The sequence below is a fragment of the Paenibacillus sp. BR2-3 genome, assembly GCF_046529485.1.
In the GTDB taxonomy this organism is placed as follows: Bacteria; Bacillota; Bacilli; order Paenibacillales; family Paenibacillaceae; genus Paenibacillus_AQ.
Window position 1 is genome coordinate 2,003,173 of the sequence record NZ_CP126311.1, and the last position, 15,041, is coordinate 2,018,213.

At 50.3% G+C, this 15,041-nt stretch carries 12 protein-coding genes; 8 read left to right on the forward strand and 4 right to left on the reverse strand.

The features are described from left to right. The first annotated feature begins 152 nt into the window (after positions 1-152). Entirely contained in the window at positions 153-968 is an 816-nt protein-coding gene (locus tag PaeBR_RS09460; RefSeq protein WP_410514570.1) for a serine/threonine protein kinase, read from the forward strand. 119 nt (positions 969-1,087) lie between these two features. Here PaeBR_RS09460 and PaeBR_RS09465 read toward each other — a convergent pair whose 3' ends face one another. Then, on the reverse strand, positions 1,088-1,306 hold the full coding sequence (locus PaeBR_RS09465) for a hypothetical protein (protein WP_410514571.1): 219 nt from the start codon (positions 1,304-1,306) through the stop codon (positions 1,088-1,090). Positions 1,307-1,430: 124 nt separating this feature from the next. Continuing rightward, positions 1,431-2,984: a diguanylate cyclase gene (locus PaeBR_RS09470; RefSeq protein ID WP_410514572.1), complete on the reverse strand. Its 1,554-nt coding sequence runs from the start codon at positions 2,982-2,984 to the stop codon at positions 1,431-1,433. A 265-nt stretch (positions 2,985-3,249) separates the two neighbouring features. Between PaeBR_RS09470 and dcuS the strand changes: the two genes are divergently transcribed. The 7 genes from dcuS (at position 3,250) to PaeBR_RS09505 (ending at position 12,872) form a co-directional block, all read left to right on the forward strand. Next, positions 3,250-4,857, forward strand: coding sequence for a DcuS/MalK family sensor histidine kinase (gene dcuS / locus PaeBR_RS09475; protein ID WP_410514573.1), 1,608 nt, complete (start codon positions 3,250-3,252; stop codon positions 4,855-4,857). Between the two features lie 2 nt (positions 4,858-4,859). Next, positions 4,860-5,567 carry a response regulator gene (locus tag PaeBR_RS09480; protein ID WP_410514574.1) on the forward strand — a complete coding sequence of 236 codons (708 nt, stop codon included), beginning with the start codon at positions 4,860-4,862 and terminating at the stop codon, positions 5,565-5,567. Between the two features lie 198 nt (positions 5,568-5,765). After that, positions 5,766-7,121, forward strand: coding sequence for a 2-hydroxycarboxylate transporter family protein (locus PaeBR_RS09485; RefSeq protein ID WP_410514575.1), 1,356 nt, complete (start codon positions 5,766-5,768; stop codon positions 7,119-7,121). A 302-nt stretch (positions 7,122-7,423) separates the two neighbouring features. Continuing rightward, positions 7,424-8,587, forward strand: coding sequence for an NADP-dependent malic enzyme (locus PaeBR_RS09490; RefSeq protein ID WP_410515132.1), 1,164 nt, complete (start codon positions 7,424-7,426; stop codon positions 8,585-8,587). 60 nt (positions 8,588-8,647) lie between these two features. After that, on the forward strand, positions 8,648-11,353 hold the full coding sequence (gene ppdK / locus PaeBR_RS09495) for a pyruvate, phosphate dikinase (protein ID WP_410514576.1): 2,706 nt from the start codon (positions 8,648-8,650) through the stop codon (positions 11,351-11,353). Between the two features lie 22 nt (positions 11,354-11,375). Then, positions 11,376-12,185, forward strand: coding sequence for a pyruvate, water dikinase regulatory protein (locus PaeBR_RS09500; protein ID WP_410515133.1), 810 nt, complete (start codon positions 11,376-11,378; stop codon positions 12,183-12,185). 243 nt (positions 12,186-12,428) lie between these two features. Further along, positions 12,429-12,872: a Gfo/Idh/MocA family protein gene (locus tag PaeBR_RS09505; protein ID WP_410514577.1), complete on the forward strand. Its 444-nt coding sequence runs from the start codon at positions 12,429-12,431 to the stop codon at positions 12,870-12,872. A 74-nt stretch (positions 12,873-12,946) separates the two neighbouring features. On the opposite strand, the gene PaeBR_RS09510 is transcribed toward PaeBR_RS09505, so the two are convergent. Continuing rightward, on the reverse strand, positions 12,947-13,702 hold the full coding sequence (locus tag PaeBR_RS09510; protein WP_410514578.1) for a response regulator: 756 nt from the start codon (positions 13,700-13,702) through the stop codon (positions 12,947-12,949). Positions 13,703-13,725: 23 nt separating this feature from the next. Then, on the reverse strand, positions 13,726-14,937 hold the full coding sequence (locus PaeBR_RS09515; RefSeq protein WP_410514579.1) for a PocR ligand-binding domain-containing protein: 1,212 nt from the start codon (positions 14,935-14,937) through the stop codon (positions 13,726-13,728). Positions 14,938-15,041 lie beyond the last annotated feature (104 nt).

The following is a 15,041-nucleotide window of genomic DNA, read 5'->3' on the forward strand; positions in this document are numbered from 1 at the left end:
TGCTCATAAAATTCGGCTTTTCTTTTCATTGAAGGTATGTCCGTTGGAATATATATTAAGATCATCAGGCCTTTGGAAAGGTAGGAGGCTATTCGAAGAGGGTGGGGCCGTAGGCCACAATGCCTTAAAGCCATGGAGGGAGTGTATTTACGTTGCTGGACAGGTGGCGCAATTTCATAATGGCCTGGCGCGATTATCCGGCGCAGACCGGGACAATGATTGGAGAACGGTATCGTGTAGTTCAGGTACTTGGCATCGGAAGCTATGGCATCGCATATCTGTGCCGGGATGAGCTGGAGGGCTGTGAAGTGGCAGTGAAATTCGCCAAACCCAGCAAGAAAAGCACCGCGAAGCTTCTGCTGGAGCGGGAGAAAGAGGTGCTATCCCGGCTGGACCACCCTTATATTCAAAGGCTGAGGAATTACGGGGAGAGCAAAGAGGGAAGCTGGATCGTAACCGACTTTATTGCGGGCAAGACACTGGAGGATCTAATCTTTGAGGAGAACCGCGTTATCGGCGAGCGTGAATGCCTGCGCTGGACGCTAGTGCTCATGGATCGGATAACCCATGTTCATGAACAGGGATTTGTACATTTGGACCTGCGTATCCCGAATGTTATTGTGCGGGAGCAAGAAGTCGTGGTTATAGACTTTGGTCTGGCACGGCCCATCGGAGGCGGACAGGGCCTGCTCTGGGAGGATACTGCGCTCAAATCCGTACCTCCACCGCGCATGCTGCCTTACATCCAGTCGGATCTGTTCGATATAGGCCATCTGATGTTATACATGCTCTACTCCGGTTACAGTCCGGATCCGGGCATACCGGAACGTTCCTGGGGGGAGGAACTCAGCCTTACCGCTCCGGTACGGCAGATTCTGAGGCGTCTTCTGGAGGATGATGACCCTTATCCTAACACTGCCGTTTTTGTCGCTGATCTGCACACGGCGCTTGGTGGACTGCCGGGGTGATGCCGTAGAGGGTAATTATCAGTTCTTTCCGGATGCCTGATGCCAGGCAGAAGACAGCAAGAGCCGCCCCATATCAACGGGACGGCTCTTAATTATTTTCCCAAACTTAAAATGAAGAATCAACTGGAGCTGCCGCGGCGGTTCTTATAATACCCGTGTCCGTAACGTCCGCCGCCATGTCCGTGTCCGGATGAGGAATTCCGGTGACTGTGGTGCCCTGCACTGCTTGAGTAACGAACATGGCGTCCCCTGTGGCTGCTGCTGGAATATTTACGGTGTCCTCCTTGTTTGGAATGCTCCAATGAATGCAGGACTTTGCCAAGTAATTTTTTCAACATCCTTAACGCCTCCTTAAGAGAATGTACTATTAATCCGCATTTTTAAGTTTAAGTTTAAATTTAAAAGATCTTAACAGTACATACGATTCAACTTCCGCCGGGTTTCATTATAATTCCTGACTATTTAACATTTTGGTTGTTCATTAGGATTTATGTACATCAATGCTTGGTAATCCGTCACCCTGTTGCGGCCATTCGCTTTGGAATAGTAGAGCGCTTGGTCCGCATCTGCAATTAGCTGTTCCGGGAGGCCGCCTGCATTGGGATTGCATGTAGAAAACCCGACGCTGATGGTAACGACATCGCTAATCTTCGATCCTAGATGGGGAATGCGTTCATTCTCAATAGCAAATCGAAGCCTCTCGGCTAATTCCGACGCTCCCTTGGCATTGGTATCCGGCAGGATAATGGCGAATTCTTCTCCGCCGTAGCGCGCGATCGTATCTGATGAACGCTCGACGGTTCTTTTTCCAATTGCTGTTACTTTGCGCAAGCAATCATCTCCAGCCTGGTGTCCGTAGGAATCGTTGTAGGCTTTGAAATAATCGATGTCAAGCATGATAAGAGACAACCCGTTCAAGCTGCCGTTACGCTCCGCTCTCTTCCATTCTTTCTTAAGCGTTTCATCGAAATTGCGGCGATTGGCTATTTCCGTAAGTCCATCCATTAAAGAAAGCTGCTGCAGCGTATTCTCCATCTTTTTCCTTTCGGTAATGTCTGTAGCCGTTCCTATAAACCCGGTTATTTCTCCATCCAGCCAAAGCGGTGAAACGATAAGCGATATCGTTAAGCGGTAGCCGTCTTTTCGAATATATGACCATTCGCGTCCCTCCGAAGGTCCTTTCATCGAGCAATATACGAGTACGTCTATTCCGCTGAACGGTTTGCCCATCATTCTGGACAATTCTCCAGAATAGGCAGCTATTTCTTCGGGGTCATGGAAGATCAAGGGAGTTTCCCGGCCGATCAACTCATCTGCTTGGTATCCAAGCATTGTATTCGCAGCCCTATTAATATGAGTAATCCGTCCTTCAGGATCAAAAACGGTGATCATCGTGCCTACCGACGACTGGAAAATCGCCTCTTGAAGCATATGCAGGGAGCGATACCTTCTCTCACTGTTCTCCAGTTCCTGTGCCAGTTGGTTGGAGTAGGAGAAAAACGCGATCATCGCAGCCGAAAACAGCCCTCCGGACAAAATGAGGACTAAATAAATAAATGTATCCATCGTGGCTCCAAACAGTAGCGACATGGTGAGAATTAGAGTCACACTCAGCAGCAAGGAGAAGATCCAGCGCCGCCAGTATTGTTCGATAGACTGCATAATCAAACCGCTGCCGATGCCCAGTAAAGTTATCGTGACACTCGCAGCCATCGCTGTAGAGGTAAGAGGTCCAAAAAAAGATAGTCTGCCAATGACGACAAAGAGAGCCGTCACCAAAGAAGCCGGCAAGCCGCCGAAGAAAGCGGAACAGATCACAATGATATGCCTAAAGTCGATAAAGGTAGTTTGGTTAACCCTGAAACTAAACAGCAAGAGCAGGAGGGCGCAGACTCCGTGCAGAATTCCAACCAGCAGCTTAAATTGCAGGGAATGAGAACGTTTTGTTAAAAAATGGCGGAATAGCTGGTTGAAGAGAAAGAGGAACGCAGTTAATAACGCGAAGTTTGCAATCATATACCGAAACATGGGGCACCACTTCCATAGAGGATAAATATAAAGATTATTATACTATGTTCATAGGACTTAAGGAATAGGCACCTAGATTAAGATGTTTTTTGCGATGAATGGCAAGTGGATGGGGGCGACGGACTGCTGCTGGCAAACAATCTTGAATTTCAAGCCTGCCCCAGTAAGGGTATTTGCCGAGTGGTTGACAAGCCTTGCGGTACATTCGACTTTTAAGTTATAATCTAGAAAAATTTCTTGAAGGTGGAACATTGTGAGAATTGGGAAAATGAGATTACGCCTTCAGACCACGATCACGGTAATGATTTGCCTGATCGTCGTCCTCGTCCTGCTGATTGTGTATGTAATGTTTGGCATGAAGTTCTCCGTGCAAGCCAAAGAATCTCTGGAGAACAAGGCCATAACCATTGCCCGTACTGTTTCGCGCGCGCCGGTTGTCATTGGCGGTCTGCTTGGGAATGCTCATTCCGGCGGCCTTCAGAATTACGCTAGCGAAATCAGCACCATTAATAAGGTCCAGTTTGTTGTCGTTATGGACATGCAGGGGATTCGCCGTTCACATCCCGATCCAGCTATGATCGGCAAGCATTTCATGGGAGGGGATGAGACGGATGCATTACACGGCAAGGAGAAGATATCCGTTGCCAAAGGTTCATTGGGCTATTCCGTGAGAGCGTTTTCACCTATATTTGGACCGGAAGGGAAGCAGATCGGTGCGGTAGCCGTTGGAATATCTCTTGGGAGCGTCCAGTCAGCCGTGAAGCAGAATCAGTGGATTATCTACTCGGGTATACTGATTGGCGGACTCATGGGTATCACTGGGGCAGTGCTGCTGGCACGAAAAATCAAGCGGATGATGTTCGGTATGGAGCCAGGGGAGATCGCAAAATTACTGGAGGAGCGAAGCGCCATGCTTCAATCCACCAAAGAAGGGATTTTGGCGGTAGACAAAGAATCCCGTATCACCTTAGTCAATGCGGAGGCGCGAAGGCTGATGGGCAGCGTCGGCATGAGCCAGGATCCGGTCAACAGGCAGGTGGAGCAATTCTGGCCACTCCTGCGGATGGAGAGGGTGCTGGACAATGGTGAGCCTTTGCAGGATATGGAAGTGGAGCAGAGCGGCATCACGCTGCTGGTGAATGTGGTTCCGGTCAGGGTCAACGGAATCATCGAAGGAGCAATCGCCACCTTTCGGGATAAGACCGAAATCAGTCTGCTGATGGAGAGGCTTTCGGGGATATCTCTGTATGCGGAGGCGCTGCGGGCCCAGACTCATGAATTTATGAACAAGCTTCACGTGATCATGGGGCTGACCAATATGCGCAGCTACGACCGGCTGGAAGAATATCTGACGGACATTGTGCTTAATATTCAGACGGAGGCGGACTCCGTGGTCAGGCTGGTAAAGGACCCGGTTATGGTCGGATTTCTGCTTGGAAAGCTCAGCCGGATCAGGGAGGCGGATGTGCGATTGGTCATTCTGGAGGACGGAGTGCTGCCCGAGTCCGCGGATCACGAAGTATCACGGGAATTGGTCACGATTGTCGGCAACCTGCTGGATAATGCCCTGGAGGCTGTTCATGGTGCCGGCAGCAAGCTTATTGAGATTGGCTTCCGGCATGAAGACAACCTGCTTACGCTCAAGGTTCGCGACAATGGAACAGGGATTTCCGGGGAAAGTGGAGATCATATGTATGAACAGGGCTATTCCACCAAAGGCAAGGACAGGGGCATCGGGTTGTATCTGGTGGACCGGAGCGTGGCCATGCTGGGCGGAACGATTGGCTGGAAAAGCCGGGCAGGTGAAGGAACCGAGTTTACTGTGCAGTTACCCTATATTGCGAAGAGTGATGATAATTGAACATGATAAAGGTACTTATTATTGAGGACGATCCAATGGTTTCGGAGATGAATAAATTTTACTTGCAGCAGGTTGAAGGCTTCCGATTCGAAGGCTGGGCCAGTTCTATGGAGGAGGCGCTGGGCCTGCTGACGGAGAACGCCTATGATCTGATTCTACTGGATATTTACATGAAGGAGAGCAACGGGCTGGAGCTGCTGTCCGAGATTCGCCGGAGAGGCTTAAGGGTGGATGTCATCGTCATTTCGGCGGCCAGTGACAAGGGAAGCATCCAGGAGGCTCTGCAAAACGGGGCTGTAGATTATCTGATTAAACCGTTTGAGTTCTCCAGATTCCGTGCAGCGCTGAATGGATACAAGGAGCAGCACCGGTTGTTCCGCAGCCAGGAACGGCTGAACCAATCTGAACTGGACAAGCTGTCCAGATTCAAGCAGGAGAGGGCAGCTTCGCAGGAGCTGGCCAAGGGATTCACGCGTCAGACACTGCAGACCGTCTGGAGAGCGATTGAGGCCTGTGCCTGTGAGCTTTTTTCCGCAGAGGACATTTCGGTTCTATCCGGGATCTCCCGTGTTTCCGTCGGTAAGTATTTGGTCGGGATGACGGAGATGGGTGTGCTGGAAATGGATCTGGTCTATGGTAGTGTGGGCAGGCCGGTGCAGAAATACAGGATCGCCCCAAATGGCAAAACACTGATAACCCAATACATTTAGAGAAACAGGTAGCTCCTACTGCGAAATCGCAGAGGGAGCTTTTTCTTTTGTAAAGATAGAAACATATAGTTTCACAAGACATTTTGGTAGCGCTTACTTAAATAATTTACAAAACCTCTTCATTATTTACACAAAAACAAAAGCGCTTTCAAAGCAGCTATGATGAATTTGTAAAAGATTTAAGGAGGTAAGGATAATATGCAAAAAGCAATTCAAGCATCGATTGCAGTACCAGATGAGCAGCATGTACCGCAACAAGGAAAACAAGGTTTTGCACAGCGATTCATGCAATTAAAGGTAGGTGTCATTCCGCTTCCGCTGTATGTGGTATTTGCCATCATCATATTTGCGGCGTCTGTGCTCGGCGAACTGCCAAACGATATGATCGGCGGATTTGCGGTGATCATCGTCTTGGGTGTGCTGCTCAGCGATCTTGGTTTCAAGCTTCCCATTCTGAAAAATATCGGCGGCCCCGCAATCCTCTCGCTGATGGTTCCTTCGTTCCTGGTGTTCTGGAATGTGCTTGACCCTTCAGTTACTGAATCGGTCCACACGCTGATGAAGACGTCGAACTTTCTCTATCTGTATATTTCAATTCTGGTGGCGGGAAGCATTACCGGGATGAACCGCACTACATTAATCAGCGGCTTCATCCGCATCTTTATCCCGATGATGGCCGGAACCATTGTGGCGGTAGGCGCGGGTCTCGGGGTCGGCATGCTGCTCGGCTACAGCGCACACCGCACCTTGTTCTACATTATCGTGCCCATTATAGGCGGCGGTGTCGGTGAAGGAATACTCCCGTTGTCCATCGCATTCTCGCAGATTCTCGGGGGCGAATCGGGTTCCTATGTGGCCCAGATGATTCCGGCGGCGGTAATCGGCAATGTGTTCGCAATTATCGGTGCGGGACTGCTCAAGAAAATGGCTGATAAAAATCCGTCGATTACCGGCAATGGCGTTCTGGTGAAATCGAAAGATGGCCAGAAGATGGGCGGAAGCACCTATGACAGTTTAAAACCAGACTTTCTGCTGATGGGCGCCGGGCTGCTGTTCGCCTGCGGACTATTTATTACCGGGCACTTGCTGTCGCCATTCATCGGTATCCCCGGTCCGATCCTGATGATCTTTGCTGCGGCTCTGCTTAAAATATTCAAACTATTGCCGGCCAAAATCGAGCAGGGTGCCTATCAGCTCTACAAATTTATCTCCGGCACACTGACCTGGCCTTTGATGGTGGGACTTGGCATGCTCTACATCCCACTGGAGGATGTGGCAGCCCTGATCTCGATTCCTTATATTATCGTCTGCGCTACCGTTATCGCCGCGATGATTCTCACCGGCTATTTTATCGGAAAATGGGTCAATATGTACCCCGTGGAAGCAGCGATAGTAACCGGCTGCCGCGGCGGTCTCGGCGGAACGGGCGATGTGGCTATTCTGTCGGCATCCGGGCGCATGGAGCTGATGCCGTTCGCTCAAATCTCTACGCGGATCGGCGGAGCGATCACAGTGGTTGCAGCAACGCTGCTCATCTCGGTATGGGGCGGCTGATTACGAAGACATGGCAAATCATCATGCAGGAGGCGATTAGTATGAATCAACTGAGCGGGAAACCCCATGTGTTTACGCTTCGTGTCCAGTACCGCAGCAACAGCGATTATCTTGCGAATCTGGTGAGCATTGCCGAGAACTATAAAGGCACTGTTCTGAATGCAGAGCTGAAGGAGCTGCGTACGGACCTGACCGGTGCGAATGTCGTGATTTCCGTGGAGCATCCGGAGGATCAGAAATGGATTGAGAAAGCGGTAAACCAGTTGAGCGGAGGAGATATTGTGGAATTATTGGAAGAAATCATGCTTTTGCACAAAGGCGGAAAGCTTGAGACAACTTTGAAAAATCCGATCCGGACCAAAGAAGACTTGTCCAAAGTATACACTCCGGGTGTGGCGAAGGTTTGTCAGGCGATTGCACAGGATCAGGCGCAGGCCTATGAATTGACGACGAAGAAAAATACCGTGGCTGTCGTATCCGATGGAACCGCTGTGCTGGGACTGGGCGACATTGGCCCGAGAGCGGCCATGCCGGTAATGGAAGGCAAGGCGGCGCTGTTCAAGCAGTTCGCGAACGTCGATGCCGTGCCAATCTGTCTTGACACTAAAGATACGGAAGAAATTATTGCGATTGTGAAAGCGCTCGCTCCTACATTCGGAGGCATTAATCTCGAAGATATTTCCTCTCCCCGGTGTTTTGAGATCGAAGCTAGATTGAGAAATGAGCTGGATATCCCGGTATTCCATGATGACCAGCACGGTACAGCCATCGTTGTGCTTGCCGGACTGCTGAACGCGCTTAAGGTATGCGGCAAAAACATTAAGGATGTCAAAATTGTGGTGAACGGCGTCGGTGCGGCAGGCATCTCTGTTTCCAAAATGCTGCTGCACGCAGGGGCTGTGAACCTGATCGGAGTGGACCGGGAGGGTGCCATTAACCGGCTTGTCTCCTATAACCGGACACATTGGAGCGAATTTGCCCAAATTACGAATCCCAATCTTGAAACCGGTGAGTTATCGGATGTAATCAAAGGCGCGGATGTTTTTATCGGGGTTTCCGCACCAAATGTGTTGAAACTCGATGACGTGCTGAATATGGCCCAGGATCCAATCGTGTTCGCCATGGCGAATCCGACTCCGGAAATCGATCCCGCCATCGCTGCTCCGCATGTAAGAGTAATGGCGACGGGACGATCTGACTACCCGAATCAGATCAATAATGTACTGTGCTTCCCCGGCATTTTCAGAGGGGCGCTGGATTGTGAAGCCAGGGATATCAATGATGAAATGAAGCTGGCGGCGGCGGAGGCGATTTCCTCGGTTATTGATCCATCCGAGCTTCATGAGAAATATATCATTCCGGATGCCTTTGATCCACGGGTGGTTGAAAGAATCCGCATTGCCGTTGCCAAGGCGGCGTTCAAAAGCGGTGTAGCCAGAAAAGATCTGCTTGTTAGCGTGAAATAATCACTTAACAACCGCATTCCGACGAAAAATAAAAGCTGCTATGGAGGGGGAAACACAAAGATGTCGGCTGAACTAATTAAAGAGAAGCAAGTCTATCTGTTTGAAGAAGGAAACGCCTCTATGGTCAAGCTGCTGGGAGGCAAAGGCGGGAATTTGGCCGAGATGACAGCACTGGGGCTTCCAATTCCTCCGGGATTTACGATTACTACAGATGCTTGTAAAAATTATTACAAGCAGGGGGGCAGTTTGTCCGGTGAACTGCAGTCCGAGATGAGAAGAGCAGTTTCCGCCATAGAAAAAGTCAAGGACTGTCGATTCGGTGACGGTGAACGGCCGTTATTGGTGTCCGTCCGTTCGGGTTCGGTCACGTCCATGCCGGGTATGATGGATACGATATTAAATCTGGGATTGAACGATGAAACCGTTAAGGGGCTGGCACAGCAGACTAATAATGATAGCTTTGCTTACGACTGTTACCGCCGGTTTATCGGGATGTTCGGCGAGATTGTCCTGGGCATCCCATCCATTCTGTTCAGCCGGCAATTGGAGGAGCTGAAGTCCCATGCAAGCCGTGACAGCGACCAGGAAGTAACCGCCGGGGAATGGAAGCAATTAACCGGCTTATACAAGATGCTGGTTAAGGAACATAGCGGCAAGGAATTCCCGCAGGACGTCTATCAGCAGTTGAACATGGCAGTCGGGGCCGTGTTCCGCAGTTGGAATAACGCGCGGGCCAAAGTGTACCGCAAACTTTACTCGATCCCTCATGATCAGGGAACCGCGGTTAATGTGCAGTCGATGGTCTTTGGAAACAGGGGGGAGGATTGCGGGACTGGCGTCCTGTTCACGCGCAATCCATCCAACGGAGCCAAAGAACTGTATGGCGAGTACCTGATTAATGCTCAGGGTGAAGATGTGGTGGCTGGTCTCCGGACACCCCGTAAGCTGGGGGAGCTGAAAGACGAAATGCCGGAAGTCTACGGACAGCTTGCCGCAGCAGCTGCCGGGCTGGAAGCTCACTACCGGGATATGCAGGATATTGAGTTTACGATTGAAAATCGTACGCTGTACCTGCTTCAGACCCGCAGCGGCAAACGAACAGCCCAGGCCGCAGTGAAGATTGCGGTTGATCTGTACGAGGAAGGAGCCATCACAAAGGAGGAAGCGGTGAACCGGATTGATGTCAGCCATCTGGACCAGTTGCTTCATCGTTCCATCGCTCCGCTTGAGGAGCTGAAGCCTTTGGCCATCGGACTACCTGCTTCGCCTGGCGGAGCGTCCGGGATGATCGCGCTGGATGCAGAAATTGCAGAGACATGGAAACATAATGGCAAAAATGTGATGCTCGTCAGCGCGGAAACATCACCTGAAGATATTCACGGCATTCTCGCCGCCGAAGGCGTGCTTACCGGCCGAGGGGGAATGACCAGCCACGCGGCCGTTGTGGCAAGAGGCATGGGCAAACCTTGTGTCTGCGGATGCGACCAGTTGTCTATAGATGCTGAGCAGCGGACCATTCATTTGGGTGATTATGTCCTGAAAGAAGGAGATGTAATCTCCATCGATGGCACTTCCGGCCGGGTATATGCCGGGAGCGTGCCGCTAAGCGATCCTGAGATGACCCCCGAGCTGTTGAAGCTGCTCGGTCTGGCTGATGAGATCAGGGAACTGAACATTTATGCAAATGCCGATACTCCGCATGATGCACGCATATCACGGCAATTCGGCGCCGAGGGTATAGGTCTGTGCCGGACGGAGCATATGTTCTTCTCAGACACCCGTTTGCCGATTGTACAGTCCATGATTCTTGCCGATAGCCGAGAGGAGCGGATCAGCCTGCTTGAACGCATTCTTCCCATGCAGCAGTCCGATTTCGAGGATATGTTTGAGGCGATGGATGGGCTGCAGGTGACCATCCGGTTGCTTGATCCGCCGCTGCATGAATTTTTGCCCAATCTGGAACAGCTGGAAGAGCAACTCCGCAGACTCAAATTAAGGGGCGGCGATATCGAAGAGGAGAAGCGCCTGAAGCACATGATAGCCAAAATACGTAGCCTGCAGGAAAGAAATCCAATGCTGGGGCTGCGCGGCTGCCGGCTTGGCATCCAATTCCCGGAAATCTATGATATGCAGATCGAGGCGGTTTTCCGTGCCGCCAAATCTGTAGCTCATAGAAGAATTGAAGTGCGGCCGGAAATTATGATTCCGCTGGTAGGAGATCCGCGTGAGCTTAAACAGCTTCGTGCGCTTGTGGACAAAGTGGCTTCACAAGTGCTGGGAGAAGAGTTCAAGACGATTTCCTACAGGGTCGGCACAATGATTGAAGTGCCGCGGGCGGCTGTTATGGCTGATAAGATTGCCGAGCATGCGGATTTCTTCTCCTTCGGCACTAACGATTTAACACAGATGACATTCGGCTACAGCCGGGACGATGCAGAAGGCAAATTCCTGAGCAGCTATCTGGACAGAAATATTCTATCCGAGAATCCTTTTCAGATGCTGGATCAGGAAGGCGTGGGGAAACTTATTGAATGGGCCGTTACCAAAGGAAAAGGGAAGAAATCCTTCCTCAAAACAGGTCTGTGTGGTGAACATGGCGGAGATCAAAGCTCAATTTTTTTCTGTCAACAGGTGGGGCTTGATTATGTGAGCTGTTCACCTTATCGCATTCCTTATGCCCGAATGGCGGCGGCGCAGGCAGTGATTGCCTCACGGGGTGAGGCGGCGAGTACGAAAGCTGAAGCAGTAGCCCTTCCAAGTGAGTGAGCAAGTACCGGAAGGAAGAGACATGTTCAAGCCGAGGCAGATCATTCTTTGCTCTGACTCGGCCTGTGAAACTGCGGATAGGGTGGTCCGGGCCGCGATGCAGCAGTTTGATCTAAACAATACTGCCGTACGCCGCTTCAAGCGGATAAACTCTGAGCAGGAAATTTCCGAACTGGTGCTGCTGGCACATACAGCGCAATCATTCATAGCCTATACGCTGGTTCAACCCGATCTGCGAGAGGCCATGCAAAGGGAGAGCGCGAAATGGAGCGTTGATATAGTAGACATCATGGGCCCTATGATGGAAACCATAAAAAGCATCTTTAAGCTTGAACCCTTGATGAAGCCGGGATTGCTGTATGACATGAACGCAGATTATTACCGCCGGATTGAAGCTATTGAGTTTGCGGTGAAGTATGATGACGGACGCGACGCGCGCGGGCTGCTGCTGGCGGACATTGTGTTAATCGGGGTGTCCCGCACCTCGAAGACCCCTCTAAGTATGTATATGGCCTACAAGGGATACAAGGTTGCCAACTGGCCGTTGGTCCCGGGAATCAAACCTCCCGAGGAGCTGTGGCAAGTCCGCAGAAACAGGCTGTTTGCACTAACGATGGATATGGAAGCCCTGATCAAAATACGCACGGAACGCCTGCGTATGCTGGGACTCGGGGCGGGTGCCAGCTATGTCTCGGAGCTTCAAGTGTTGGAGGAATTTAACGAGGCCGAGACATTGATGAAAAGTCTGCGCTGTCCGGTCATTGATGTAACCAGCACATCCATTGAAGAATCGGCTGATCTTATAATGGAGTGTGTGATACAAGAGAAATAGACTGATATCAGGAGCGATTGACGGCGTTACGTTCAACAACATTAACTATATGCCGGTGCTCAAAGGTTCAAGTCCGTCGGGTCATAATGCAGCGCATAAGATCAATAATTTCTTTTGTTGATACTGCCTGAAGTAGTCAACGAAGCAATTTGATAAGATTTTTTTACCGAAAAGATCGCTTAACTCTCATGAAGTAGTGAGGGCCATGCGATCTTTTTTTATTCAAAAGTTCAGAACATCAGCATGGTTAACGCTGAAAGTCCTCTGATTGATGCTGTTTATATCGCTAGTCCGAGTTCCTGCCATGCTTCCCAGGCGGTCATGTTTCTGAGGCAGGGTAAGCATGTGCTTTGCGAGAAACCCCTGGCTACGAATGCCCGCGAAGCCCGGGCCATGATGGAGACTGCGGTGGCGCATCGGATGGTGTTTATGGAGGCAATGAAGACGACGCTGACGCCCCTTTCCCTAAAAGCCAATCTCTTCATGCTATCGTCGGGCGTCGATGGGGAAGGAAGCCTTATTCTGAAGTATGACGACATGGAAGGCGTGGTGCAGTTCTCCAAGATTACGGACTCATCGCTGCCCTCGGAAATTCAAGGAGAGAATGGCTGCCTTATCATCGACAGAATTGCAGATCCCAAGGAGGCGGTGTACACACCGTATTCGGCAAAGTGGTTAAAGGCATGAGTATATGGATGCGTTCCAAGGACGCGACAAAATGACCTCCGTGGAAATTATCGAAGCGTAAGCCAGGTGTCCAGCTAATTCCCCTGGCCCTCGGCTTTCTTTTTAAATTGCAGCGGTGTCAGCTGTTCATATTTAAAGAATACACGGGAGAAATAAGCCGCATCGGAGAAGCCCAGATCAATGGCAATCCGGTAGATGGGCATATTGGTGGCCAGGAGCATATCTTTGGCACGGCTGATTTTTTGGACGGATACATATTCGGTAAAAGTAGCGCCGGTACGGCTTTTGAACAGGCGGCTGAAATATTGCGGGTTCAGATGAACATGGCCTGCCACATCGGCGAGCGTAATATCGGTTTTGATATGATGATGAATGTAATTCAGTGCGGCATCAATTAGATTCTCTTCCAATTCCGGGGGCTTTATAGCAGTGCTCCGGGAATCTCTGATCTCATCCTGGTGCAAGGAACTGATGGCTTTATCCAGTGCGGTTTTTAGGACCTGGGGCGGCACGGGCTTCAGCAAATAATCGACTACCCCATACTGGATGGCTTCGCGGGCGTAGTTGAAGTCGCTGTAGGCTGTCAGAATGATCGTTTTTGTGTTAGGAAATGCGCGTATAATCTCCTCTTGTGCCTCCAAACCGTTCTTCTCCGGCATCCGGATGTCCATCAGCAATATATGCGGTCGCAGCAGCTTGACCTTGTCAATGGCTTCTTCACCATCGCGGGCATCCTCCACAACCTCCATATCATAGGATAACCGATGGATCATTTTGCGCAGGGCGAGGCGTTCCAGCGGTTCATCCTCTACAATCATTAGCTTAATCACAATAACTCACTCTCTCTTTCCACTTACAAATGCTCTCTGAGGCATGGAATGGTCAGATGAATTTTGGTGCTGATATTAGCCTGGCTTTTGATCTTCAGTCCGTAGGCCTTTCCAAAAAGAGAGCGAAGCCGTTCGTGCGTGTTGAAAAGTCCAATGCCTGTATGGGTTTCAACAGTGTTTTCTGAATGGGCGAATGACCTCAATATATCCGGATCAAAGCCTTTGCCATCATCCTCGACGGTAATAATGATCTTCTGATTTGCGGTTTTGCGTCCAGTGATACGCACGGTTCCACCTTCCCGTTTACCTTCCAGCCCGTGCACAAAGGAATTCTCAACAAGCGGCTGCAGCACCATGGAAGGAATGCGGTAATCAAGTATATCAGGATCCACGTCAATCTCGTACCGGATACGGTCATTATACCGCAGCGTCTGGATATATAGGTATCTTCTGATCGCATCCATTTCGGAGCGTATTCTGGGGAATTCCTCGATATTTTTAAGATTATATCTCAGCAGATCGCTCAGGGTATAGATCAGTTCCTCCGTTTCGGGCGCATCCTCCAATAAAGCCATCCGGGCGACTGTATTCAGTGTGTTGAACAAAAAATGGGGATTGATCTGCGCCTGAAGTTGTTTGAACTCCATCGCTTTGGCTTTGCGCTCCAAATTCAGGTTCTCGCGACTTTCCTTCAGAAACTTCTCCTGAACGATTTTCTTCATGCTGATTTCGGCAATATAGTTGGCAATGAAGGTATAGAAGCTGATGCAGTCCTCCAAATACTGAAGACTTACCACCGGAATCTGCTCAATGGCTTGCAGCACCTTGTCGAGCGGAAGGTCGAAATTCTCGGAAATGCACTGGGCATCCATCTTCTCGCGGTCTTGTTCGTCAATGAGCACCTGACCTCCAAGCACAGCTCCCAGAAAGTACCCTTCCGCAAAAATAGGCGCGGCACAGTCCTGCAGGCCAAGATGGCAGCGGTAGAGTTGCGGCTTGCGTTCTTTCATCGCTACCATTCCCGCTTCGTAGTCGCAGGAGATACAGCGTTTTGCTCCTTCGGGAGAAGAACGGATCAGCTTGCAGAACGGGGAGAAATTGCTCCATGTTCCCATGGGGATGCCATCTGTATCTGTTGTTATCACGGGAAAGGTGACGATTTTGGCCAGCCTTTCCTGAATGCTTTTAAAGGCTTCCACCTCAATAATTTCTGCAAGCTCAAACTCTCCGGACATTTCGCTTGTCCCCCCTCAATATTTCGGTACACAGCATTGTATCCAGTGTAAAGGATACGATTATTATGTTGCGGTTTTGATGTAAGCGCAGTCAGAAAAATCAT